Raw genomic sequence first — 24,783 nt, 5'->3', positions numbered from 1 at the left:
TCTACCGGAAGGAAAGTCGATGGACACCCATTCCCGCAGCTTCGCCAAAGCGCTTTCCTGGCGCGTCACCGGCACCATCGACACGATGATCATTTCGCTCGTCGTGACCGGAAGCATCAAGCTCGCCGCGGCCATCGGCCTGACCGAGGTCGTCACCAAGTCGCTGCTCTACTATCTTCACGAGCGAGCGTGGCTGAAAATTCCTTATGGAAGGAAGGCAGCCGCCTAGCTCTTGCCTCCGCGGCGGGCGCCTGACCGGCGATCAAGAAAAGCTAAAGCGGCGTCGACAATTTCTGGATTGCCCACTGCCCTCATCCGTGGTTTGAGGCGACCTTATCCGAGGATCGCCTTTCCGCCATGCTCCCCCTCATTGCCCTGTTCATTGCCGCCTTTGCCTTCGGCACCACCGAATTCGTCATCGCCGGCGTGCTGCCGCAGGTGGCGGAGGGCCTTGGCGTCGCGATCCCGACCGCCGGCTATCTCGTTTCCGGCTATGCCGGCGGCATTGCAGTCGGCGGCCCGCTGCTGGCGCTCGCCACCAAAAGGTTCTCCCGCAAGGCCCTGCTGCTTGGACTGACTGCAGCCTTCACCATCGGCCAGGCCGCCTGCGCGCTGGCGCCCGACTTCGCTTCGATGCTGCTGTTGCGGATAGCGGTGGCCGTGGCGCATGGCGCCTATTTCGGCGTTGCCATGGTGGTGGCCGTCGGCCTCGTGCGCGAAGACCAGCGCGGCATGGCGGTGGCGCTGATCCTGTCCGGCCTCACCGTATCGAACGTAATCGGCGTTCCGGCCGGCACGGCAATCGGCAACATCTGGGGATGGCGTGCGACATTCTGGGTGATGTGCGCGCTCGGTGTGGTGGCCTTCACGGCAATCGGCGCCCTGCTGCCGCGCAAGACGGGATCGTCGAGCCCGTCGGCGAGCCTTGGAAGCGAGGTCCGCGTGCTCGCACGCCAGCAGGTCTGGACCTCGCTCATTATTATGCTGATGCTGATGATCGGCCAGTTCGGCCTGTTCACCTACATCACGCCGACGCTGCTTGAGGTCACAGGCCTCGACGAGAAATGGATACCTTGGGTGCTCCTGCTCAATGGGGTCGGCGCAACGATCGGCGTCTTCGTCGGCGGGCGGCTCGCCGACTGGAAGCTGATGCCGTCGCTCATCGCCATGCTTTTCCTGCAGGCGGCAATGCTCGCCTTGATCTACGCTGTCAGCCCTTACCCGCTGCCGATGGTGATAGCGATCTTCGTCTGGGGCGGCCTCAACTTTGCCATCGGCACGCCGATCCAGACCCGCATCCTGACCTGGACCGCGGACGCCTCCAACCTTGCCTCGTCGCTCATCCCGTCGGGCTTCAATGTCGGCATCGCGCTCGCCGCATCGCTCGGCGCGGCGATGCTCAATGCCGGCTATGGCTATCGCAGCCTGCCGGTGGTTGGCGCGATCGCCATGCTGGTCGCGGTCGCGGTTGCGCTTGCCTCGCATGTCTGGGAATGGCGAAGCCGGGCTGCGCCGCCGCTGCCGGCTGCCGCCGAATAGGGCTACAGATCGATCCGGTAGCGCAGGCTTTCCGCGCCGCCATAGGCGGCGTCCTCGAAGAAACGCCCGACGAGCCGGCCGCCATTGGCCAGAACGACCATCTGCGAGGGCACATTGTGAGGCTTGCAGGTGATTTCGACGAAGGGCAGGCCAACCGCCCTCGCCTCCACCAGCATCAGCCGCAGCGCCTCGGTCGCATAGCCGCGTCCCCGTTTCCACGGCACCACCGCATAGCCGATGTGGCCGAGCACATGCGACGGCAGCGCCGCGGTGCCGTGCTGCCAGCGCAGGCCGATTGAGCCTGCGACTTCCCCGTCCCAGATCCAGCGCCGGAATCCGGGCAGCCGCGGCACCGTCGAACCGTCGGGCAATGTGATCGGCGGTCCCTTGCCATCGGAATCGTCGAGATCACCAAGGAAAGTCGCTGGATCCTTTTCGATAGCCGCAAGCTGCTCGCGCGTCGCGTCGAGCAGCCGCACATTGTCCGGCGACCAGCCGCGCTCGAGGGCCGCCTTGTAGGACGGCAGGTGTTCAAGCGCCGGTTTGACGAGTTCGATCACGGGCGCGAGCTTTTGGCTGCCGGATTGCGGGCGCGACGGCAAGGGCCTTCGGCAGCTTACTGAAGCAGGCTCTTGACGATGCCGCTCGCCTTGGAAAAATCCATCTGACCGGCGTATTTCTCCTTGAGCGCCGCCATCACCTTGCCCATATCCTTGACGCCGCTAGCGCCGGTCTCGGCGATGGCGGAACGGACGGCGCTTTCCGTCTCGGCCTGACCCAGTTGCGTCGGCAGGAAGTCGCGGATGATGGCCATCTCGTCGCGCTCCTGCGCTGCAAGCTCCGGCCGCTTGCCGTCATCGAACGCCTTGGCCGATTCTTCGCGCTGCTTCACCATCTTGGCCAGGATCTGCAGGATTTCGTCGTCGCTGGCCGGCTCCTTGCCGGCGCCGCGATTGGCGATGTCGCGATCATGAATGGCCGCCTGGATCAGCCGCAATGTCGGCAGCCGGCGCTTGTCCTGCGCCTTCATCGCACTCTTCAGGGATTCGGCGATTTTGCCTCGCATAGTGCTTTCTCCTTCGAATGCCGCGGACAATAGTCGTGCCGATAGCTCAAGGCAAACTCGATAGCGTCCGGCAAACCGCTGATATTATTCGACGAAATAAATCTAGGCTCGCACGGCGCGGCATCATTGACCGCCTTGGCGCCTTCCCCTATGTACTGGGCCTTGCATGAATTGAATTCTAGTGCACGTCGCCCAAAAATGCGTAGCGGTTTTGGGCAACGACAGGCACAAGTGAAAACTTAGCGCGCCGAGGCTGTGAGATCGCCGCTTCGCGCCTTTTGCTGCGCCGACTGAGGGCGCAACCTTTAGGAGTGCCGCCATGGCAACGATGACAGCCGCGTCGACCCCCCCTTGGGCCAGCGAGAGGCCGACAGCCCTGCTGGTGCTGGCCGACGGCACTGTCATAGAGGGCCGCGGTCTGGGCGCCACCGGCTCCGCCGTCGCCGAGGTCTGCTTCAACACCGCGCTGACCGGCTACCAGGAGATACTCACCGACCCATCCTATGCCGGCCAGATCGTCACTTTCACCTTTCCGCATATCGGCAATATCGGCACCAATGACGAAGACATCGAGGACCTCAACCCGCTGGCCCGCGCCGGCGCCGTCGGCGCCGTGTTCAAGGCCGATGTCACCAACCCGTCGAATTACCGCGCCGGAACCGGTCTCGACCAGTGGCTGAAGAAGCGCGGCATCGTCGCACTTTCAGGCATCGACACGCGGGCACTGACCGCGCTGATCCGCGAAAAGGGCATGCCCAATGCCGTCATCGCGCACGCGCCCGACGGTATCTTCGACGTCGATGACCTCAAGCGCCGCGCCGCCGCATGGTCAGGGCTTATCGGGCTTGATCTCGCCAAGGAGGTGACCTCCGGCCAGTCCTCGGTCTGGCGCGAGACGCCCTGGGTCTGGAACGAGGGCTTTGGCGAACAGGCTGATCCGTCGATGCACGTCGTTGCCGTCGACTACGGCGTCAAGCGCAACATATTGCGCCTGCTGGCCGGCCTCGGCGCCAAGGTCACTGTGGTGCCGGCAAAAACCGGCGCCGAGGAGATCCTGGCGATGCGGCCCGACGGCATTTTTCTATCCAACGGCCCTGGCGATCCGGAAGCCACCGGCGACTACGCCGTTCCGGTCATCCAGGATCTGTTGAAGACCGAAATCCCGCTTTTCGGCATCTGCCTCGGCCACCAGATGCTGGCGCTGGCGCTGGGCGGCAAGACCGCAAAAATGCATCAGGGCCACCACGGCGCCAATCATCCCGTCAAGGACCACACCACCGGCAAGGTCGAGATCGTCTCGATGAACCATGGCTTTGCCGTCGACGCCGACTCATTGCCGAGCGGCGTCGAGGAAACGCATGTCTCGCTGTTCGACGGTTCGAATTGCGGCCTTGCGCTCACCGGCAGGCCGGTCTTCTCGGTCCAGCATCATCCCGAAGCCTCGCCCGGCCCGCAGGATTCGCACTATCTGTTTCGCCGCTTCGTCAATCTCATCCGCGAAAAGCGCGGCGAGCCGGCACTGGCCGAGCGTGTTTAGCGCATTGCGTAAAAACGGATTTGATTGACGGCGCCGGCCGGGCTCCCGGCGCCGATCAAGCCCCGTCCGTCACCGCTTCCTGCGCGTGCATGCGTTTGACTTCCTTCGGCGTCGGCTTGGCCACCCTGGTGACGAACACGACGAGCGCCAGCGTGAGGAAAATCGCGCCGAGCAGATACGGTGCACCGCCGAAAACCACGGGCGCGGTCGGGCCCGTGAACCAGGAAAAGATCGCCGTATAAAGCAGCGGTGTGATGATCGAGGTGATCGAGAAGATCGAGGTCATCGCGCCCTGGAGTTCACCCTGGGCGGAAGGTGGCATCTTGGCGGCCGCCAGGCTTCTGAGCGGCGGGTCGGCCAACGCCTCGAGACATCCAACGACGATCACTGCATAGATCATCCAGCCTTGTGACGCGAAGGCGTAGCCGAAGGCGCTGAGTGCGGTAAATGCCAGACCGATTACCGCCGTCTTCCACTCGCCAAGCTTAGGGATCACGCGCGGCAGGACTGTCGCCATGACGATCGCCCCGCACAGGCCGAAAGCGCCGAGCGAGAAGCCGATCTGTTGTTCGCTCCAGCCATAGCGATAACTGGAGACGAACGACCAGACCGCAGGATACATCATGTGCCCCAGCGTCATCAGAAAGAAGACAAGTCCGATCCAGCCGATACCTTCGTAGTTGCGCATCTGGACGAGCGTGCCGACCGGGTTCGCGCGTTTCCACTCGAAGCGGCGACGGTGCTTGTTATCAAGTGTTTCCGGCAACAGAAACAGCGCGATCAGAAAGTTTGCGAAAGCAAGCCCGGCAGCGAAATAGAACGGCACACGCGGCCCGAACGTGCCGAGCAACCCGCCCAGAACCGGCCCTATGACGAAGCCGACGCCGAAAGCAATGCCGAGCAGCCCGAAATTCTTCGCACGATTTTCGTCGGTCGAGATATCGGCAATGAACGCCGATGTCGTGGAATAACTGGCGCCGGAAATGCCGGCCAGCACGCGGCCGATGAACAGCATCGGATAGGACCAGGCGATAGCGCAGATCAGATTGTCGATAGCGAACGTCAGCACCGAGGCGAGCAGAATTGGCCGCCGCCCGAACCGGTCGCTCAACCCGCCCATCACTGGTGCGAAAACGAACTGCATCGCCGCATAGACGAAGAACAGCCAGCCGCCCTCGATAGCCGCCTCGCTGATGCCGACGCCGGTCAATTCCCTGAGATAGGCCGGCAGCACCGGCATAATGATGCCGAAGCCGATGATGTCGAGCAGCAGGGTGGTGAAAACAAGCGCAAGGCCCCGCCTGGCGGTTTTGGGGTCTATCATGATGGTATCTCCTCGGGCCGCCCGAGCGAACGGGAACACACCTTATAGGCGAGCACATCGCTGGGAACAATGAGGGAACGGCCCGAGTGCTTTCATCCTGACATCCCCTGACTGCGATCCAGTCTCTCGGATTACGAGAAAACCGTCGGCTCAGATCGGGTTGTTGAACGTGTCGCAGTCCGAAAGCTTGCCGTTCTGGAAGCCGCGCGCCAGCCAGGTCTGCCGCTGCTGCGACGTGCCGTGGTTGAAGCTTTCCGGCACGACGTAGCCCTGCATCTTCTTCTGCAGCGTGTCGTCGCCGATCTGCTTGGCGGCGTTCAGTGCCTCCGCCATGTCGCCCTGTTCCAAGATGCCCTTCTGGCCGGTGAAATGTGCCCAAATGCCGGCAAAGCAGTCGGCCTGCAGCTCGACCTGCACCGACATGTGGTTGGCGTCCGCTTCGCCCATGCTCTGCCGCATCTGGTTGAATTTGGGCAGGATGCCGACCAGGTTCTGCACGTGATGGCCGACCTCATGCGCGATCACATAGGCCTGTGCGAAATCGCCCGAGGCACCGAACTGCTGATCGAGCTGCTGGAAGAAGGTGGTGTCGAGATAGACCTTGCGATCGTTGGGACAGTAGAATGGTCCGGCCGCTGACGAGGCAGAACCGCAGGCGGAGCGAATCTGGCCGCTGAACAGGACCAGTTTTGGATCTTGATAGGTCAGGCCCTCGGACTGGAAAATACCAGTCCAGGTATCCTCGGTCTCGGCCAGCACGGTCGACACGAACTGCTTCATCTCGTCGGATGCCGGCGCACCGGTGCCGCCGCCTTGCTCGCCGCTATTGTCGGTGATCTGGCCGCCGCCGGGCTGCAAGCCGCTGTTATCGAGGATCTGACTCGGGTCGAAGCCGAAATACCACCCTGCCAGGAAAATCAACCCTACGATGATAATGCCCGACATGCCGCCGCCGCCGGCGCGACCGCCGATCGGGATGCGAAACTGCCCCGGCCCGCCGCCAAGCCCGCCGCTCTGGCCGCGCTCGTCCTCGACATTGTCACTCTGACGACGGCCCTTCCAGAGCATGGCAACCCCGTGATGCAATTTTCCGGCCGATCGGGCCGTGTCCCGGTTCGATCGGACACGACAACAATTATCTCAACGGTTACGCCAAGTCACAGTATTTTTCGTGCGAAGAAGCAATGCTTGCTGACGCTTGCCTGCTCTGGCCGAGACATCGCAAGGTCTGTGCCGTTCACCCTGCTCGTGGGAAGCGAGTCGCGCGAAGAGATACGCTGGCCGTGCTTTTCAGCGGGCGGCGATTATTGCCTTGCGAAAGGCTTCGAGCGTCTCGGCGCTGACATGATGCTCGATGCCCTCGGCGTCGATGCGCGCCGTCTCGGCGCTGACCCCGAGCGAGCGCAGGAAGGCCTCGACCGTCTGGTGGCGAATGCGGCTCTCTTCCGCAACCTTGCGGCCGGCATCGGTCAGGAACACGCCGCGATAAGGCTTCCGGGAGACCAGCCCGTCGGCGCACAGCCGCGTCAGCATTTTCGCCACCGTCGGCTGAGCGACGCCGAGCCGTGCCGCGATATCGACCTGGCGCGCCTCGTTGCCATCCTCGATCAGGTCGGCGATGAGCTCGACATAATCCTCGACCAGCGCGCTGCGGCGCGCTTCACGCGTCTGCCTGAAGCCTTCCGAGTGGATTTCTGCGTCAGGCAGCGGCTTTTCGCGAGGAACCGGTCTTTTCTTCAGCGCCAATACGCGCTCCTCCCGGCAGTTTGAATCGACATTGCGTGTCATAACACGGAACCCTATTGGTTCTGGCCGTTTATTTCCATTCGGTGGCCGGCGCAACCGGCGTTCACTGCCGTTCCGGCCGCATGGCCAAGCGGCCACAAGAAAAAGCTCAGACAATGAAATATAGCATATTGCATAATGTTCAGCCGTGGCATAGATAAGGAGACAACATCGATCGTTCCAGTGGAAAGCCATTCATGTCGGAAGCCGAAGCCACCTCAGCCCCCCGGTCCATGTGGCGATTTGCCCGCCCGGAGGACGACGAGCAGCCCAGCCTTCGCGAAGTCAACGCAACGATCGCGGTGCCGCACTCGGGGATCTGGCTTCGCCGGCTGTTCGCCTTCATGGGGCCGGGCTACATGGTTTCGGTCGGCTATATGGATCCGGGCAATTGGGCGACCGACCTCGCCGGCGGGGCCCAATTCGGCTACACGCTGCTTTTCATCATCATGTTGTCGAACCTGATGGCGATCCTGCTGCAGGCACTCGCCGCCCGGCTCGGCATCGCCACCGGCCGCGACCTTGCGCAGGCGTGCCGCGCCTATTATCCGCGACCGGTCAATTTCATGCTTTGGGTCGCTTGCGAATTGGCCATCATCGCCTGCGACCTGGCCGAGGTCATTGGCACGGCGATCGCCTTGCAACTGCTGTTCGGGATTCCGCTGATCGGCGGCGCCATTATCACCGCGCTCGATGCCTTCCTGCTGCTGCTGCTGATGAACAAGGGCTTCCGTTTCCTCGAGGCCTTCATCATAGCGCTTTTGATTATCATCTTCGGCTGCTTCGCCATTCAGATCTTTGCCGCCGCCCCGCCGGTCGGCTCCATCCTGCACGCGATGTTCGTGCCGTCGTCCGAGATCGTCACCAATCCGGCCATGCTCTACATCGCCATCGGCATCATCGGCGCCACGGTGATGCCGCACAATCTCTATCTGCATTCCTCGATCGTGCAGACCCGCGCCTATGAGCGCACCGATCGCGGTAAGCGCGATGCCATCAAATGGGCGACGACCGACTCGACCATCGCGCTGATACTGGCGTTGTTCGTCAATGCTTCCATCCTGATCGTGTCGGCGGTGGCGTTCCACGGCACCGGTCATCATGACGTCGCCGAGATCGGCCAGGCCTTCGAGCTTCTGTCGCCGCTGCTTGGCCTCGGCATCGCTTCCATCCTGTTTGCCGTAGCGCTGCTCGCCTCCGGCCTGAACTCGACGGTGACGGCGACGCTCGCCGGCCAGATCGTGATGGAAGGGTTCTTGCGGCTGCGCATCCCGCAATGGGCGCGCCGCCTGCTGACGCGCGGCATCGCCATCATCCCGGTGGTGGTGGTCACCGCGCTCTATGGCGAGAAGGGAACCGGCCAGTTGCTGGTCTTCAGCCAGGTAATCCTGTCGATGCAGCTCCCCTTCGCTGTCGTACCGCTGGTGCAGTTCGTCTCGGACAAGCGCAAGATGGGCAATTTCGCCATTTCCCGCGCTGTTGCCGTGCTGGCCTGGGTGGTCGCCGGGCTCATCCTGGTGCTCAACTTCAAGCTGCTCTACGATACGGTCGTCGGTCTGGGCTGAGCGTTTCTCTTCTCCAAGCCGACGCAACAAGGTCGGCAGTCATCCGCCCTTCCAACCCTGGAAATTTGCCGGCCGCTGTCGGATAAATGTCCGTTCGCCCGTCCTTGGCTCGAACTCCGGCCATGACGGCACGGATCAGGGAAAGGGAGCTCCAATGAGGAAGATCATCGCCGCAACATTCGTCAGCCTCGACGGCGTCATGCAAGCGCCCGGCGGCCCGCAAGAGGACCCTGTCGGCGGCTTCAAATTCGGCGGCTGGACGTTTCACTACTGGGACGATGTGATGGGCGCCGAGATGGGCGAGACGTTTTCAAAACCGTTCGCGCTGCTTCTCGGCCGCAGGACTTACGACATCTTCGCCGCCCACTGGCCTTATCAGAAGAATGATCCGATCGCCGACAGCTTCAACGCCGTCACCAAATATGTGGCGACGCACAGGCCGGATTCGCTGTCCTGGCAAAACAGCCAGCCGCTCGGCAGCGATGTCGTGGCGACGTTGCGCCGGATGAAGCAGGAGGACGGCCCGGACCTGCTCATTCAGGGATCGAGCGAGCTGATCCAGACCTTGCTCGCCAATGACCTGATCGACGAGATCAGCCTGCTGATCTTCCCGCTGGTGCTGGGCAAGGGCAAAAAACTGTTCGGCAGCGGCACGATACCTGCCGCCTTCAAGCTGACCCGTTCGCAGGCATCGACCACCGGCGTCCTCATGGCGAGCTATGAACGCTCCGGCGAGATCAAGACCGGGTCATTTGCCACGGAGCAGCCGTCCGAAGCCGAGATCGAGCGGCGCAAGAACTGGAAGTAGATGCCGCGGGGCGATCAAGGACGGCTGAACACTGGCCATCCTTTTTGCTGTTTTTAAGCCGCCTCTCGTCGCCGTGCCAACCCATCGCGGAGGTGGCCCGCGAATGCCAGTGCAGCCGGCGCGACGTCGTGCTTCGGCAAATGCAGATTGATCGAAAAATTCGGCAATGACGGCAGCTCCGGATCGTTGGCCAAAATGTCGAGGTCGACAGGCACGGTCGACGCCAACCAGGTGGTGACGGCCAAGTCCGAACGCACCGTCGCCGTCGTCGCGTCGATGCTGCCGTTTTCGAATACGGTGCGCCATTCCAGCCCATGCTCGTTAAGCGCCTCCAGCACCACCGGGCGGAACGCACAGGTCTCGGCGACCATCGAAACCGGCAAGGGCCGCTTGCCGCGGGCGGCGCCGCCTTTGGCGCCGACCCAGACCAGCCGATCAACAACAAGGCATTCACCGGCCGACCGACCGATCGGCTCCTCGATCACCGCGAGCTCTATCGTGCCGGTCGCCAAGGCTGCGGCCAACTCTGGCGACGAAGCACAGACAAGCGAGATCTCGACCTGCGGATAGGCCTCGGCATAGGCCTTCAGCACCGGCGCAAGCAAGGTGCCGACAAGGTCGTACGGCACCCCGAGCCGCACCTGACCGGCAACCGCATCGCCCGCCATCTCCGCCAAGATCTCGTCATTGAGGGAAAGCAGGCGCTTGCCCTTGCCGAACAATCGCTCGCCGGAGCGGGTCAATCGCAATCCGCGCCGATCGCGATCGAACAGGCTGCAGCCGAGAACCTCTTCCAAACGCTTGATCTGCTGGCTGACGGCACCCTGCGTCAAATGCAGCGCGTTGGCCGCCGCCGTCATGCTGGCCTTGTCGGCAACGGTGACGAAGGTTCGAACCAGGGCAGTATCGAGGTTGCGGAGCATCCAGCTATTATATTTGCTAATGCGTGTCATAGCAAACATTGCATTTACTGATGAGCCGAACAGCCTACCGTGCGGGCTTCAAAGGAAGCAGCATGTTTGAAACCGTCCTTCCCCTCGTCCTGTTCGCGCTGGTCTCAACCTCAACGCCCGGCATGGCGACGACCTTATCGACGGCGTCCGGCGCGCAGTTCGGCTTTCGCCGCTCTATCCCGCTGATGGCCGGGAGTGCGGCCGGCCTGGCCACGGTGGCTGCGGCAGGTGCTGCCGGGCTCGCCGGTCTGCTGGCCGCCGCTCCTTCGCTGCAACTGGCAATGAAAATGGCCGGTACCCTCTATCTGACGTGGCTTGCCCTCAAGATCGGCCGCAGCGGTCCGCCCAATCTGGACGTGGCCATGGCAAAGCCGAACAGCTTTTTGGGCGGCGCCGGCCTGCAATGGATGAACCCAAAGGGCTGGGCCATGGGGCTGGGAGCGGCGGCATCCTTTGCCGCGCTCGCCAACGGGCCGCTGCAGCTCGCCGTGCTGCTCGGCACGGTCTTCGGTCTTGCAGCGGCCCTATCGCTGGCGGCGTGGTGCGTGGCGGGCACGCTGCTCGCCCGGTTGCTGCGAACCGAGCGGCAGTGGCGCATGCTCAACATCATGCTTGGCCTGCTGCTGGCCGCCTCGATCATCCCGATGTGGCGGACAGCGTAAGATCAGTCTTTAGCCATGTCAGGCAGCGTAACGCGCCGCCGGCTTGCCCGCCAGAAGACTGCCGAAGAAGCCTTGCCGGACGCCAAGAAAGGCATCCACCCCGGCAATATCGGCAAGACCCGGTGCCGTGAATGCTTCACCCTTTGCCAGGCCAACCAGCGCTGCATCGACCAGATCGTCGGCGGTCACGACGATTTCTTGCGGAACGTCGGCGAGGTCGCTTCCGGCAACTTCCCAGAATTCGGCGCTGGACGAAATCGCCGCGCTGGATTTTGACGCACCGCCCGCCGCGACTTGAATTATCGGCGGCGGGCAGCCAAGCTCCGCTAACAAGCCTTATTCGGCCGGCATCGCCACCGGACGCGCCGCCAGATGGCCCGCCAGCACCACGCCCAGACCAATGATCGGGAATGCCGCCGCGACCACACCGAGGTCGGCCGGTGCGCCATAGCGCAGCACCGCGGCGCCGACCACGGCACCCAGTGCCACGCCGAGATAGAGCGCCGAAGCGTTCAGCGATAGCACGATGGGCGCGGCATCGGGCGCCAGCTTGATGATACGGCTAGCCTGCGCCGGCGGGAACGCCCAGCCGACGATGCCCCACGGCACCATCATGGCCATGAGCGCCGGCCCGGCGATCCCGCGCGGCAGGAACATCGGGATCAGCGAAAACGTGACCAGCATGGCAGCACTCAGCGCCAGCGACCAGCAGACGGTGCGCGTCGCGCCGAAACGGTCGGCGGCCTGACCGCCGCCGATATTGCCGATGACCGCGCCAACGCCAAAGGCGAGCAGCATTCCGGGCAACGCGATCGGGCTCAGTCCGCCGCCTTCGATGGCGAGCGGCGCGACAAAGGCAAAGACGGTGAAGGCGCCGATCAGCGCCAGGATCGTCGTCACCAGGATAGGCATGACGCCGGGGCGAAGTGCCGCTGCCAGCCGCATCCGGAGCGGCAGCCTGGTGCCGACGATGCCGCGCGGCAGCCGGTACCACAGGATCGCGCCGGCGAGCGCACCAAGGCCGGCGATGGCAAAGAAGGTGCCGCGCCAGCCGGCAACCGTCGCAACGAGCGCGCCGAGCGGCGCGCCGACCGCGACCGCCACGGTGGTGCCGCCGACGACCACGGCAATGGCGCGGGCGCGATGATGGTCGTCGACAAGCGCAACGGCCGTTCCCTGTGCGGTCGCCGCGAACAAGCCTGACGACAGCGCCATGACGATGCGCGCGATCAACAGCAATTCGAAGGAGGAGCTTAGCGCCGCGGCGACGTTGCCCAACACGAAGAACACCAGCGTCCACAGGATGACGCGGCGCCGGTCCCATTCGCCGGTCAGCGTTGCCAGGATCGGCGTGCCGATCGCATAGGCGAGCGCAAACGCGGTGATCAGCGTGCCGGCGAGCGGAACGGAGATGGCGGCATCCTTTGCAATGTCGGGCAAAAGGCTGGAGATGACGAAACCTTCGGTCGAAATCGTGAACGATCCGAGCGCAAGCCAGATGAGGCGCTTATCCATGGCAATTTCCTTAGTTCAAAGGTTATTGAACAATTGGACATAACAGGGCATGATGTCAATAAAGCCGCTGCAAAATAGCCGAACCATCCTGACAGCCCGGTGTCAGGACGGGGCGACGGAACGAAACTATGTGTCCATTAGCCACGAGAGGAGATGCGTTGAAATCGGCTCCGAATGTGCTTAATTCCTGGGCATGACCTTGCCCCATCCCACCGCCGACCAGATCAGCCTGCCGAACGTGCTTGCCGTGCTCGGCGACCCGACGCGACTGGCCATCGTGCGCTATCTCGCCAGCAAAGAGGGCGTTCCGCTGAATTGCAGCCGGTTCCTCGATCTCTGCTCGAAGACCAATCTGAGCTACCATTTGGCCAAGCTGCGTGAGGCCGGCGTCACCCGCACCGAGGCGGTTGGAACCAGCCGGCTGATCACGCTGCGCCGTGACGATCTCGACCGCCGCTTCCCGGGCCTGCTCGACAGCGTGATTGCCGCGGCCGGCGACGACGCATCGTTGCCGGCGGTTGGCGGCCACGAGATCGAAGTCCGCGCCTGAACGGCCCGAAGCTGGGTTCCGCTCTCGCCCGCTTCGCGAGACGAGCAAAATAGCTTCACCTGCCCTCCAGCCATTCCAATTAACGGAGCCTGCCATGCGCATTGCCGTCCTCGCCGACATCCACGGCAATGTCCTGGCGCTCGACGCCGTGCTCGATGATCTGCGGCAGCGCGGCGGCGCCAACCTCATCGTCAATCTCGGCGATTGCGTTTCCGGCCCGCTCTGGCCGCGCGAGACCATGGAGAGGCTCGAGACGCTCGACCTGCCGACGGTGCGCGGCAACCACGACCGCCGCGTTGCCCGCGACACCGCCGACGAGACCATATGGCCGTCCGACCGCTACGCGCAGGAACGGCTGACCGCAGGCCAACGCGAGGCGCTATTTGCGCTGCCCCTCACGCTGAAGGTGGCGCCCGGCATACTCGCCTTCCACGCCCGGCCCGACCACGACGAAAAATACCTGACTGACGCGATCCTCGACGGCCGGCTGGTGCGCGCGCCGCTGGCCGCCATCGAACGGCGGCTCGGCGCGATCGATGCCACCTGCCGTATCATGCTTTGTGGACACAGCCACCGCAGCGAGCTGGTCCGCATTCCCGGCGGTCCGGTCATCTTCAACCCGGGCAGCATCGGCTGCCCGGCCTATCACGATGATACGCCGCCGGCGCATGTCTCCGAGCAGGGCTCGCCGCACGCCCGCTACGGCATCGTCGACTTGCATCCTAATCGTTTCGAATCCATCGCCGTCGACTATGACCATGAGGCGGCTGCGTATCAGGCCGAGCAGGCGGGACGGCCCGAATGGGCCCACGCGCTGCGTACCGGCTTCATGCCGGGCTGAGCTTGCTCATCCCGGGCTGAGCTTGCTCATCCCAGGCTGAGCTTGCTCATGCCTAGCTGAACGGATGACCGCCTTCGAGCGGCAGAAGTCGCGACCGGTCCAATCTTCAGTCGTCAGACGCCGATCGCTTCGATCGCTTGGCAGGATGTCGGGCGCTGGCCGCCGAAGTCTTGGACGCCAAAGTCTTGGACGTCGAAGTCTTGGTCGCCGAAGCCTTTGGCCGTGACGTCTTGGGCGCTAGTTGCGTTGGGTTGAAACTCTGTGCTGGGGCGGATTCGGAACCGGCCCGAATGTCGGCGTCGCGCACCTGCTGGCCAAAGTTCAGGCCGGTCAGCTCTTCAATCTCGGCCACCGTCGAAAGGAACTCCGATACCCTGGCAATTTCAAGCGGGTCATCGAATGCCTCGGCACGCTCGCCGAACGCTTCGGGCATCACTTCCAAAACCGGCTTCTGGTCCGCCAGCAGCGCGATGGCGCGCAGGCCAGCTTGATCGGACCACAGCGCGATCTTCCAGAACTTCAGCGGAACATGGCTTTCGAAGCGGTAAGGAGGATCGTCCTCGCCGAACACTGGCCCGGCAAACACCGTGACACGGCCTCGCATCGTATAGGCGTTGCGCAGCACATAGGTTTCTACCGCGCGCCATCTCAACTTCCCTTTGGAGCCGGGATGGTTAAGCGAGCTTCCTTGATTGAAGAAGCCGACTTGCGGCGCAGCATTGGTATAAAAGAACGTGTCGCGTTCTGCCGCGACCGCCTCCTGATCGACGCCCCATGCGGGGTCGCCGCGAAGTGTAATATGGCCCTTCTGGAACATTCGAGCGATTCGTTCCTTGGATTTTGCGACGGGAAATCCAGGCACATTCTGGCTCGAATAGAATTCCTGGGTCATCTGCTCGCCAAGGTCGATGCGCCGATCCGGCCGGAAAGCATCGCTGGCTTCCGAACCGGAAATCGACTCCACCCCCAATTCGATAAGCGACGGGTCGTCGATGACCGTCTTGTCCTCACGATTGACCGCCTTGGTGCGGGATCCATCGATATTGCAGGCGGTGACGAAGGCAAGCCTGCGATCGGCGTTCATCAAGATCGAAAAATGATGGTAGCGCAATTCGTGTGGGTCCTCTCCCGGTTTGGCAAGAAGGTTTTTGGCCAACCGGTAGGGTGAATTGGCAACCGTCGGCATTGCCAGGACAAAGCCCGGTATGAAGCCGGGCTCATACCCTCCACGATCGTCGAAATCCTCTGTTTTCCAACCCGCGGCCTCGGCGATGGCCACCTTCCCGGGTTCGCTTGCCGGGCCTTTGCCGTCGTTTCGTCTCGCATCGCCTCCGTCGCGGTCGATCAGCGGCGCCCGGACATTTATCTCGATGGGAAAAGTCCAGGTGACCGAGCCATCGGCATTGTGTCTCGTCGCCGGCGGATTGCGATCCGGTTCCGGCCGCTGCACCGGCTTGTCCGGCACATCTTCGCGAATATCGGCGTTCAGCCGAACTGTCTCGTCCATCATGCGCGGCATGCCGGCCCAAATCGCCAGAGCTTGCGAAACCGCCGATGCCGAGGAGCCCGGCAGCTTGGACTTTCTAGCACCCAGATCGTCAACGATGGCGCTGATCCGTATGCCTTCGTTGATCTCGCGCGCAAGCGCATAGCCACCTATGCCCGTCACCTCGTGGAACGGGCCGGCCCAATGGTGCAGGGCGATAGGTTCCCATTCATTGTTGAAGACCGGGGAGCCGGACGAACCCTGTTCGGTGTCGGCGACATAGTGCAGCACTTGCACCGTTTCGTCGCGGGCCACCAACCGGTTTTCACGCAGCACCAGTTCCTTGAAGCGGCCATCGGGATGCTGGACGATGTTGGCGATTTCGCCGAGCATATGCTTGTCGCGCGCATCCGACAGCGAGATAAAACCGAACTCCCCCAGTTCCTTTGGACCGGAACGCCGCTCGCCAACTCCGATCAGCGTATAGTCCAGACCCTCTATGCTATCGGTCACGAAACAGGATTCAGGATCGAACAGGAACGTCGTCGGCGTACGCACGGCATTCGCACCGTCCTGCTCATAATCGAACTGGACCTGGAAGCGCCGGGAATCCGCCGGCGACGAAATCACATGGTTGTTTGTGAGGAACAGCCTTGGCCCGACCAGAAAACCCGATCCTTGTGGATTGCCGTTGAGAAAGGCAACGCGGCCAACCGCATCGGCAGCACGGCGCCCACGCTCGAGGAATGCGATCCCGATGAAATCGAGCGTTGGGCCGAGAATTGCCTCCGGCCCTGGCTGCTTGGCGGCGGCCTTTCTTTCCCCGGCAGACCTCATGTCGATCGCTGCCGATATCATCTCCGCTTCGGTGCGGCTGAGCGACGCCTTTACCTGCAACCTGTCGAGGCGCCTGGAGAGGGTCTGTTCGGCGGCCAGCGGATTGCCGTTGGCGATGTGACCAAGTGAAGCCTCAATCTCGGCGCGCGTTTTCTTGATACGCTGGCGAACTATGTTTTCCACCTGCGCAAATATTTCAAGGTCGACCATATTGCCCTCCTCAACCTTACTTGAGAGAGTGCATATTTACATGAAATGTGCAATATTTTGCCGGCTGTTAGTTCACGGAAGTGGCCTGGTCGCGATTCAACACGCGGCACCTTTTCGGGCTTACACAGCGCCGTCTCGTCGCCTATAAAAACCGGCTGGCGTGCGATGGCGTTTTCGTGCCTGGCCGCGCCTTCGGCAATTGAACCTACCGCCCATGGCAGATGATTAGGCGCACAGTAACACTCCCGACGACGCTGCTTGCGATGGTTGCCGCTCCGCTGATGCTGGCGGAGTTGCCGGCCAACGGCCAGGAGCCGGAGCCCATTATCTCGATTGTGACGGGTCTTGCTCCGGATGATCTCCTGAACGTGCGCGCCACGGCGTCGGCCATGGGCAAGATCGAGGCGCGGCTGCCGAGCGGTTCGAGCGTGAAAAATCTCGGCTGCGGCGACGTCAGCGGTTACAAATGGTGCAAGGTTGAAGACATTGACGACCCCAAACTGAGCGGATGGGCGCCGGCGCGCTACCTCGATCCTATCAATCCCCAGCAAGTGACACCCCAGGCGGCGGCCAATACGGAGAGCCCTGCCTCTCAACCACTGCCCGATCTGACAACGCGCCTCGGCGCGACCGCTCCCGAAACGGTGCTGAACTCCGCTGACGCAATCGGCAAGGTGGCGATCGAGGACGCTTACCGCTTGGCCCTGGCCGCTGGAAACCCCTCGACTGGACAGGTTGATGGATCGCCGCCCGTGGCTGCGGACCCCGTCCGGAATTTCGGCGCGGCCAACGCGGCGCCTCCGGCCGACGCACAGACCGTTGCGCGGCTTCAGCCGCCGGGGACACCGGTACCCGGTGCCGGCAACGCCATCCCCTGCGCGCGCTATCTCGGCCAGCCGATGACGAGCTGCAAGGCACACGTCGTGCACACCGGCGACAAGATCGACGTGACCGTGACATGGCCCGATGGCGGCACGCGCATCATCAGCTTCCAGGCCGGCAAGCCGGCCGGTGCGGACGCGCCCGGCGAATTCCGCTTCACCCGCGAGGGCAGCCTGAACATGATCCGCGTCGGTGCTTCCGAACGCTTCGAGATCACGGACCAGTTGGCGCTGGGGGATAGTGATAAGGGGAATAAGGCAGTAGGGCAGTAGGGCAATATGTTTAAAGGGCGCTCGAACTCTCCCCTACTCCCCTACTCCCCTACTCCCCTACTCCCCTACTCCCCTACCCGCATTTTAGGGGGTTACATCCGGCAAAACTCTTCCCTATAAGGCCCTCCTAGCCTGATACCAGAATCGCGAGCACAACCGGCCGGGTCTTCCCGTCCGGTTTTTCGTGCAAGCCGCCTGCCGAACGGACCCTCGATATGCCAAGACGCACCGACATCAAGTCGATCCTGATCATCGGGGCCGGCCCCATCGTCATCGGCCAGGCCTGCGAATTCGACTATTCCGGCACCCAGGCCTGCAAGGCGCTGAAGGAAGAGGGTTTTCGCGTTATCCTGGTCAATTCCAATCCGGCCACCATCATGACCGATCCGGAACTGGCCGACGCCACGTACATCGAGCCGATCACGCCCGAAGTGGTGGCCAAGATCATCGCCAAGGAGCGGCCGGACGCGCTGCTGCCGACCATGGGCGGCCAGACCGCGCTCAACACCGCTTTGTCGCTGCGCCGCATGGGCGTGCTCGACCGCTATCAGGTCGAGATGATCGGCGCCGACGCCACCGCAATCGACAAGGCCGAGGACCGCGCTTTGTTTCGCGAGGCGATGAACAAGATCGGCCTGGAAACGCCGAAGTCGATGCTGGCCAACGCCACCGACGTCAAGAATGCCGACCGCAAGACGCACGAGGCCGAACGCGCCGAGTTGAAGGCGGAAAAGCCCGAAAATCTCGACGCCGCGCTCGACGCTCTGGAAACGCGCTGGAACCTCGGCGAAGGCGACCGCAAGCAGCGCTATATCAGCCATGCCATGGCGATTGCAGCACAAGCGCTCGACCATGTCGGCCTGCCCGCAATTATCCGCCCCTCCTTCACCATGGGCGGCACCGGCGGCGGCATCGCCTACAACCGCGCCGAATTCTTCGAGATCGTCCAGTCCGGCCTCGACGCCTCGCCGACCACCGAAGTGCTGATCGAGGAGAGCGTACTCGGCTGGAAGGAGTATGAGATGGAGGTTGTCCGCGACAAAGCCGACAACTGCATCATCGTCTGCTCGATCGAGAACATCGACCCGATGGGCGTGCATACGGGCGACTCGATCACCGTCGCCCCAGCGCTCACGCTGACCGACAAGGAATACCAGATGATGCGCAACGCCTCGATCGCGGTGCTGCGCGAGATCGGCGTCGAGACCGGCGGCTCCAACGTCCAGTTCGCCGTCAACCCGGCCGACGGCCGCCTGGTGGTGATCGAGATGAACCCGCGCGTCTCGCGCTCGTCGGCGCTGGCCTCCAAGGCGACCGGTTTTCCGATCGCCAAGATCGCCGCCAAGCTCGCCGTCGGCTACACGCTGGACGAGCTCGAGAACGACATCACCGGCGGAGCAACGCCGGCCTCGTTCGAGCCGAGCATCGACTATGTCGTGACAAAAATCCCGCGCTTTGCCTTCGAGAAGTTTCCCGGCGCCGAGCCAGTGCTGACCACCTCGATGAAATCGGTCGGCGAGGTCATGGCCATCGGCCGCACCTTCCAGGAATCGCTGCAGAAGGCGCTGCGCGGGCTGGAGACCGGCCTGACCGGTCTGGACGAAATCGAGATCCCCGGCATCGGCCATGGGACGACAGCTGCCAGCCACGTCGACGACCGCAACGCCATCCGCGCCGCCTTGGGCACGCCGACGCCGGACCGGCTGCGCATGGTGGCGCAAGCGATCCGCATGGGCACCTCTCTGGAAGACGTGCACGCGATGTGCAAGATCGACCCGTGGTTCCTCGAACAGATCGCCGGCATTCTCGACATGGAGGCGCGCATCCGCGAGCACGGCATCCCCGAGGACGCCGCCAATCTGCGCATGCTGAAGGCGATGGGTTTCTCCGATGCCCGCCTAGCATCCCTGGTCAGGAAGGACGTCGAAGAGGTCCAGAAGATACGCGACAAGCTCGACGTTCATCCGGTTTACAAGCGCATCGACACCTGCGCCGCCGAGTTTGCTTCGCCCACCGCCTACATGTATTCGACCTATGAGGTCCCGTTCGCTGGCGCGCTGGCCAACGAGGCGCAGGTCTCATCCCGGAAAAAGGTCGTCATCCTCGGCGGCGGCCCCAACCGCATCGGTCAGGGCATCGAGTTCGACTATTGCTGCTGCCATGCCGCCTTTGCGCTGCGCGACGCCGGCTTCGAGGCGATCATGATCAACTGCAATCCCGAAACCGTCTCGACCGACTACGACACCTCCGACCGGCTCTATTTCGAGCCGCTGACGCCGGAGGACGTGCTGGAGATCCTGCGCGCCGAGCAGGCGTCGGGCGAGCTGGTCGGCGTCATCGTCCAGTTCGGCGGCCAGACGCCGCTGAAGCTGGCGGATGCGCTGGAGAAGGCCGGCATCCCGATCCTCGGCACCTCGCCCGACATGATCGATCTGGCCGAGGACCGCGACCGCTTCCAGAAGCTGCTGCACAAGCTCGGCCTCAGCCAGCCGAAGAACGGCATTGCCTATTCGGTCGAGCAGGCCCGCCTCGTCGCCGGCGAGCTCGGCTTCCCGCTGGTGGTGCGCCCGTCGTACGTGCTCGGCGGCCGCGCCATGCAGATCATCCACGACGAGAGCATGCTGCAATCCTATCTGCTCGACACCGTGCCCGGCCTGGTACCGGAGGACATCAAGCAGAAATACCCCAACGACAAGACCGGCCAGATCAACACGCTGCTCGGCAAGAACCCGCTTTTGTTCGACACCTATCTGTCGGGCGCCATCGAGGTCGACGTCGATTGCCTTTGCGACGGCAAGTCGACCTACGTCTCCGGCATATTGGAGCATATCGAGGAGGCCGGCATCCATTCCGGTGACAGCGCCTGCTCGCTGCCGGTGCATTCGCTGCCTTCCGAGCTGGTCGACGAGCTGGAGCGCCAGACGGCAGCGCTTGCCCGCGCGCTCAATGTCGGCGGCCTCATGAACGTGCAATATGCGATCAAGGACGGCACGGTCTATGTGCTGGAGGTCAACCCGCGCGCGTCGCGTACCGTGCCTTTCGTCGCCAAGACCATCGGCCGGCCGATCGCGAAAATCGCCGCCCGCATCATGGCCGGCGAGAGCCTGGAAGACGCCTTCGCCCATTACGGCGCCATGCCCGACCCGCGCAATCCCGGCCACATCGCGGTCAAGGAAGCGGTATTCCCCTTCGCCCGCTTCCCCGGCGTCGACATCCTGCTCGGCCCGGAAATGCGCTCGACCGGCGAGGTCATGGGCCTCGACCGCGACTTCGCGCTCGCCTTCGCCAAGAGCCAGCTCGGGGCGGGTGTCGATCTCCCCCGCGCGGGCACGCTGTTCGTCTCGGTGCGCGACGAGGACAAGAAAGGCATATTGCCGGCGGTCAAGCGCCTCGCCGGCCAAGGCTTCAAGGTTCTGGCAACCTCAGGCACGCAGCGCTTCCTCGCCGAAAACGGCGTCGTCGCCGAGAAGATAAACAAGGTGCTGGAAGGCCGCCCGCACATCGAGGACGCCATCCGCAACCGCCAGGTGCAGATCGTCTTCAACACCACGGACGGCCAGAAGGCGGTGTCGGACTCGAAGTCGCTGCGCAGAGCGACGCTGATGCAGAAAGTGCCGTATTACACGACGCTATCGGGGGCGGCTGCGGTGGCCGAGGCGATTGCTGCGTTGAAGGCGGGGAGTTTGGAAGTACGGCCGCTGCAGGAGTATTTTGCCTAGGCGATTAGATCTCTTCTCCCCGTGCAACGGGAAGGTGCCGGCAAGCGGATGAGGGGCAGTTCCACCCATCTTCTGGAGAAAGTCACATAACTGACGGTACCTTCTAACGTGGTACTTTTAATATCCCTTGCTTCCACAGGACTCGAAGCCGGTTTCTAACATTCATTGCAATCTGCCCAGCATTCAATTGGTCGTATTTGGAACCTGTATCCATCAGTCCATTGAGCCGCGCAATCTCATGAAGCGCCTCGAGGTTCACAAAGCCATTAGGTGCCTTGTACTGAGGAGCAATAATTGCTTCCCATTCACGATTTTCAGCCCGCCTCGACCATGCATCGCGTTGATCTCTCGTTATGTCCATCGCTGCCTCATCCATCAGTTGTGATTTGGCCTTACCGAAAAGCGAACCAATGGCAGCGACCGATAACTCTCGTAGAGAGGCGTCTAGCCGAGAGAACTGACGTTGGCAGCTGATCAACTACATCAATTTTTCATAGCTGTATTACAGTAAGGATGGGTTATCTGACCATTTAGATCACCCCCCTTGCCACCATCTTGCACTCGTACCACGTGATCATACGAACTTGATTTCGCTGGATCTAGATAGCCATGGCAAATTGGGCACTTCATGGCGTTTTTCAGGGCTTGCCGAATGAATATTGCGCTCTTTGCATCATCGGAAAATCGCTCTCCATCGGCTCCTTGGGTTATGGACAAAATCTTCGAAACTGAATTTGGCGCGATGACAGCAATAATTTCATTGTCTGTCGGATTTTTCCCTTCGTCGTAGGATTGTATGAGGTAATTGAATAGATCAGATACTTTCTCAACGCGATTTTTACTTCTCACTATCTGCAACGCTTGCGTAATTCTCGCTTTATTTTCAATTAGAAAATCTTCAATCTTCTTGCGATTCTCGGTAAATTTCCGAAAGAACGTGGGATCATTACTCTGGAGCTTGTTCCTGCACAAAAGCAGAAAACCAAGGAGCAGGTCCGGAAGATGTCGCCCGCGCTCCGTATAAAAATACACAGCGGGATGAAGTCCTAGGCTGCTAGGCCCGGTACCCGTTAATCTCGCAGCTATCCTGCTGCATGTCTCCAAAACCTTGACGGTCTCACTTCCATCTGGGTCTTCAGGAAATTCACCAAGCGGTCGCCGAATTGTGCCCTGATCTGCGTTCGTTAGCGAAATCAGATTCATAAGCATGTCTAAAGATTGTATCGGCGATCTTGTGCCGCCAAGAGGTAAATCTAAGGTCTTTATAGGCTGATTTACTTCTGGATTGAAGAACAGAGAGTGCAATTTCTTAGCCGACGTTTCGATCTTAGCTCGATTATCGTCTAAGAATTTTGACCAGTATTTATGACCAGTGGCCGCTCGAATAATTGAGCGAGCGGCGATTGCGATCGAACGATTGCGATTTCGGAGTAGCGTTTCCTCCGCATCGTCCAAGGGAGTTCCTTGCGTATTTATTTTGAAAAATGAAGTTTCAGCCTTGTCTGCATCACCCTCTACCCATTGCAGAGAGAGTGATCTGGTCGCCATATTCCTCGCACGAACAACGCGCTGCTCGGGATGATTTTCAGGTTTGATCAAAGCGTCTCGTAGTAATGAATATTTACCGATCTTCAACTCCACCATATCCCTTGCTTTTTTCGCAATTCTGCGTTGCGCACTGTTAATTTCATTCGAATAATACCCAATAGAATTTGGTCCATCGCCGTAATCATCGTCGATCCACGCTCTAAGGGCACTTAGTCGATGCCCGCCATCAATAACAAAAACGAACTGGGTAGATCTCCACAATATTATTGAGGGTATGAGCTCGTTGTCCAAAAAAACTTTCTAGAAATGATACAACTTGAATCGGCGACCAATGATTGGTCTCACGTTGAAAATCTGGCTTCCTAAGCAGCGGAACCAGCATCCCACTAGAACTCAGTGTTTCAATTGAGAGAGTCTTTATCGGCTCTCCCGAGGACGGCGCCGTGTTTGTGATAGCGAAATCATCTCGCTTGATCATAGCATCAAGTACTACCGACTCAGCCATTTTCCCCCCTCAGATTTGTCGACTGGAATAGCCCGCAGAAATCAAACTAGCAGCGTGCAGAAGAGATTAGCAAGGTCAATGCTACACGAATGCTCGCGTTGGCCCAGCAACTGCTGCTCAACAGGAAATCCGAGGTCAACGTGCCGACTCAAAGAAAACCAATAAACCGCCCCGCAAACAACACGGACGTCCACAGCACCAGCGAAAGCACAGCCAGGATCGTGACGGCCCCGCCGGCCGGTTCCTGACCGCCTTTTGCGCGGCGCACGAAGACAAGGAAGTTGGCGCCGGCAAGCAGGATGAGCGTCATCTTGGCGAGGAAGATCGGCATCGCCGCATACGCGCTCGCCCTGACTGAAAACAGCAGCGAGCCCGTGACCAGCGCACCGCCGAACGCGGCAAATGCGGTACGGCGCAGCAGCGCCACGAACGCCGCCTGCGGCAGCGAGCGGAAGGCGCCCAGGATCCTGAGGTCCATGAGCCAGACGCTGGTCAGCAGCACGCCGATCGCCATGATGTGGAGCGCGTTGACGATTGGGTAGGCGACGAAGGAAGCCTTCAGTCCCCGCACCAAAGCGAGTTGCTCGATGCCGGCGAAAAACCCGTCCATTCAGGCCGGCGGCACGCGGTCGGGATAGACGTCATAGGTCTTGCCGCCGACGATGATGCGGACTGCCTTCATGCGCTTTTCGCTCTCATCGCGCGAGCGATGACCGATCGCGGTCACCTCGTCGCCAACCTTGGCAACCTCCTCGGTGAAGCCGGCGGCGATCGTGCGGGACGGCGTCGCCATCTCCACCCGCCAGGCCTCTCCCTTCGCGTCGACATCCAGCGTGGCGTGCGGGTTGCCGATATAGATGGCCGTGATCTTGCCCTTGAGTTCGAAAAATCCGTCCTGCGTCCACGACCAGCCGTGATGGGCATAGGCTGCGGTGGCGGCGGCAAGCATCACCGCCGCTGCCAGCATGACGCTCCGGTTGAAAGGTGACTGCATCGCTCGTCTCCCCGGTTCCGGCATTAGAGGGTAGGTCAGCGCGCGGCAGCGTCAAATCACATGAGGGCCTTTTGGTTCGCTGCGCTCCACAGCCATGGCAACGGCATGATGGGGTGGACGGCGCCCGACGGCATCGGATGTGCCAGAATGAGTTCGTTGAGATCTCAAACAAGGGAGCCGTCCGT

General features: G+C 61.8%; 23 protein-coding genes. 10 read left to right on the top strand and 13 right to left on the bottom strand.

Annotated elements, in window-relative coordinates; genetic code table 11:
• The first annotated feature begins 19 nt into the window (after window positions 1–19).
• Window positions 20–229, top strand: a complete 210-nt coding sequence (locus tag NKJ55_RS15770; protein WP_023678301.1) for a DUF2061 domain-containing protein — start codon at window positions 20–22, stop codon at window positions 227–229.
• A 128-nt stretch (window positions 230–357) separates the two neighbouring features.
• Window positions 358–1,539 (top strand): MFS transporter, encoded by a 1,182-nt coding sequence (locus tag NKJ55_RS15765; RefSeq protein WP_352450716.1) that lies wholly within the window; start codon window positions 358–360, stop codon window positions 1,537–1,539.
• A gap of 2 nt (window positions 1,540–1,541) precedes the next feature.
• Here NKJ55_RS15765 and NKJ55_RS15760 read toward each other — a convergent pair whose 3' ends face one another.
• Together NKJ55_RS15760 and NKJ55_RS15755 are read right to left on the bottom strand one after the other, a co-directional pair.
• Window positions 1,542–2,099: a GNAT family N-acetyltransferase gene (locus NKJ55_RS15760; protein WP_352450715.1), complete on the bottom strand. Its 558-nt coding sequence runs from the start codon at window positions 2,097–2,099 to the stop codon at window positions 1,542–1,544.
• Window positions 2,100–2,155: 56 nt separating this feature from the next.
• Entirely contained in the window at window positions 2,156–2,605 is a 450-nt protein-coding gene (locus NKJ55_RS15755) for a GatB/YqeY domain-containing protein (protein WP_023678304.1), read from the bottom strand.
• 319 nt (window positions 2,606–2,924) lie between these two features.
• Between NKJ55_RS15755 and carA the strand changes: the two genes are divergently transcribed.
• Window positions 2,925–4,142 carry a glutamine-hydrolyzing carbamoyl-phosphate synthase small subunit gene (gene carA / locus NKJ55_RS15750; protein WP_352450714.1) on the top strand — a complete coding sequence of 406 codons (1,218 nt, stop codon included), beginning with the start codon at window positions 2,925–2,927 and terminating at the stop codon, window positions 4,140–4,142.
• Window positions 4,143–4,197: 55 nt separating this feature from the next.
• Here the strand turns inward: carA and NKJ55_RS15745 are convergent, their stop codons facing one another.
• The 3 genes from NKJ55_RS15745 to mntR form a co-directional block, all read right to left on the bottom strand.
• A complete protein-coding gene (locus NKJ55_RS15745) occupies window positions 4,198–5,466 on the bottom strand; it encodes a TCR/Tet family MFS transporter (RefSeq protein ID WP_352450713.1) in 1,269 nt (422 codons plus the stop codon).
• Between the two features lie 150 nt (window positions 5,467–5,616).
• Window positions 5,617–6,534 carry a KPN_02809 family neutral zinc metallopeptidase gene (gene ypfJ / locus NKJ55_RS15740; protein WP_352450712.1) on the bottom strand — a complete coding sequence of 306 codons (918 nt, stop codon included), beginning with the start codon at window positions 6,532–6,534 and terminating at the stop codon, window positions 5,617–5,619.
• 222 nt (window positions 6,535–6,756) lie between these two features.
• Window positions 6,757–7,212 carry a manganese-binding transcriptional regulator MntR gene (gene mntR, locus NKJ55_RS15735; RefSeq protein ID WP_023678308.1) on the bottom strand — a complete coding sequence of 152 codons (456 nt, stop codon included), beginning with the start codon at window positions 7,210–7,212 and terminating at the stop codon, window positions 6,757–6,759.
• Between the two features lie 236 nt (window positions 7,213–7,448).
• On the opposite strand from mntR, the gene NKJ55_RS15730 reads away from it, so the two are divergent.
• Window positions 7,449–8,816: an Nramp family divalent metal transporter gene (locus NKJ55_RS15730; RefSeq protein ID WP_352450711.1), complete on the top strand. Its 1,368-nt coding sequence runs from the start codon at window positions 7,449–7,451 to the stop codon at window positions 8,814–8,816.
• A gap of 154 nt (window positions 8,817–8,970) precedes the next feature.
• On the top strand, window positions 8,971–9,624 hold the full coding sequence (locus NKJ55_RS15725) for a dihydrofolate reductase family protein (RefSeq protein ID WP_352450710.1): 654 nt from the start codon (window positions 8,971–8,973) through the stop codon (window positions 9,622–9,624).
• Window positions 9,625–9,677: 53 nt separating this feature from the next.
• On the opposite strand, the gene NKJ55_RS15720 is transcribed toward NKJ55_RS15725, so the two are convergent.
• Complete coding sequence (locus NKJ55_RS15720) at window positions 9,678–10,586, bottom strand: LysR family transcriptional regulator (protein WP_352450709.1); 909 nt, start codon at window positions 10,584–10,586, stop codon at window positions 9,678–9,680.
• A 53-nt stretch (window positions 10,587–10,639) separates the two neighbouring features.
• Between NKJ55_RS15720 and NKJ55_RS15715 the strand changes: the two genes are divergently transcribed.
• Window positions 10,640–11,239, top strand: coding sequence for a LysE family translocator (locus NKJ55_RS15715; RefSeq protein WP_352450708.1), 600 nt, complete (start codon window positions 10,640–10,642; stop codon window positions 11,237–11,239).
• 18 nt (window positions 11,240–11,257) lie between these two features.
• On the opposite strand, the gene NKJ55_RS15710 is transcribed toward NKJ55_RS15715, so the two are convergent.
• Window positions 11,258–11,572, bottom strand: coding sequence for a hypothetical protein (locus NKJ55_RS15710; protein WP_352450707.1), 315 nt, complete (start codon window positions 11,570–11,572; stop codon window positions 11,258–11,260).
• Window positions 11,573–11,575: 3 nt separating this feature from the next.
• Window positions 11,576–12,754, bottom strand: a complete 1,179-nt coding sequence (locus NKJ55_RS15705; RefSeq protein ID WP_352450706.1) for an MFS transporter — start codon at window positions 12,752–12,754, stop codon at window positions 11,576–11,578.
• 193 nt (window positions 12,755–12,947) lie between these two features.
• Here NKJ55_RS15705 and NKJ55_RS15700 point away from each other — a divergent pair, with 193 nt between their 5' ends.
• Window positions 12,948–13,304, top strand: a complete 357-nt coding sequence (locus NKJ55_RS15700; RefSeq protein ID WP_023719360.1) for an ArsR/SmtB family transcription factor — start codon at window positions 12,948–12,950, stop codon at window positions 13,302–13,304.
• A gap of 94 nt (window positions 13,305–13,398) precedes the next feature.
• Window positions 13,399–14,145 carry a metallophosphoesterase family protein gene (locus NKJ55_RS15695; protein ID WP_352450705.1) on the top strand — a complete coding sequence of 249 codons (747 nt, stop codon included), beginning with the start codon at window positions 13,399–13,401 and terminating at the stop codon, window positions 14,143–14,145.
• 106 nt (window positions 14,146–14,251) lie between these two features.
• On the opposite strand, the gene NKJ55_RS15690 is transcribed toward NKJ55_RS15695, so the two are convergent.
• Window positions 14,252–16,678: a DNA/RNA non-specific endonuclease gene (locus NKJ55_RS15690; RefSeq protein WP_352450704.1), complete on the bottom strand. Its 2,427-nt coding sequence runs from the start codon at window positions 16,676–16,678 to the stop codon at window positions 14,252–14,254.
• A gap of 263 nt (window positions 16,679–16,941) precedes the next feature.
• Between NKJ55_RS15690 and NKJ55_RS15685 the strand changes: the two genes are divergently transcribed.
• Window positions 16,942–17,832, top strand: a complete 891-nt coding sequence (locus NKJ55_RS15685) for an SH3 domain-containing protein (protein WP_352450703.1) — start codon at window positions 16,942–16,944, stop codon at window positions 17,830–17,832.
• Between the two features lie 215 nt (window positions 17,833–18,047).
• Window positions 18,048–21,551: a carbamoyl-phosphate synthase large subunit gene (gene carB, locus NKJ55_RS15680; RefSeq protein ID WP_352450702.1), complete on the top strand. Its 3,504-nt coding sequence runs from the start codon at window positions 18,048–18,050 to the stop codon at window positions 21,549–21,551.
• Between the two features lie 103 nt (window positions 21,552–21,654).
• On the opposite strand, the gene NKJ55_RS15675 is transcribed toward carB, so the two are convergent.
• The 4 genes from NKJ55_RS15675 to NKJ55_RS15660 form a co-directional block, all read right to left on the bottom strand.
• Complete coding sequence (locus NKJ55_RS15675) at window positions 21,655–21,927, bottom strand: hypothetical protein (protein WP_352450701.1); 273 nt, start codon at window positions 21,925–21,927, stop codon at window positions 21,655–21,657.
• 107 nt (window positions 21,928–22,034) lie between these two features.
• Window positions 22,035–23,390, bottom strand: a complete 1,356-nt coding sequence (locus tag NKJ55_RS15670; protein ID WP_352450700.1) for a hypothetical protein — start codon at window positions 23,388–23,390, stop codon at window positions 22,035–22,037.
• Window positions 23,391–23,752: 362 nt separating this feature from the next.
• Complete coding sequence (locus NKJ55_RS15665; RefSeq protein WP_352450699.1) at window positions 23,753–24,214, bottom strand: DUF6644 family protein; 462 nt, start codon at window positions 24,212–24,214, stop codon at window positions 23,753–23,755.
• Window positions 24,215–24,598, bottom strand: a complete 384-nt coding sequence (locus NKJ55_RS15660) for a DUF6152 family protein (protein WP_352450698.1) — start codon at window positions 24,596–24,598, stop codon at window positions 24,215–24,217.
• Between the last annotated feature and the right edge of the window lie 185 nt (window positions 24,599–24,783).

The sequence above is a fragment of the Mesorhizobium sp. M0106 genome (genome assembly GCF_040322715.1).
Taxonomy (GTDB): Bacteria; Pseudomonadota; Alphaproteobacteria; order Rhizobiales; family Rhizobiaceae; genus Mesorhizobium.
Note: the sequence above shows the minus strand (reverse complement) of the source record. Positions and strands in the feature narration are given on the sequence as shown.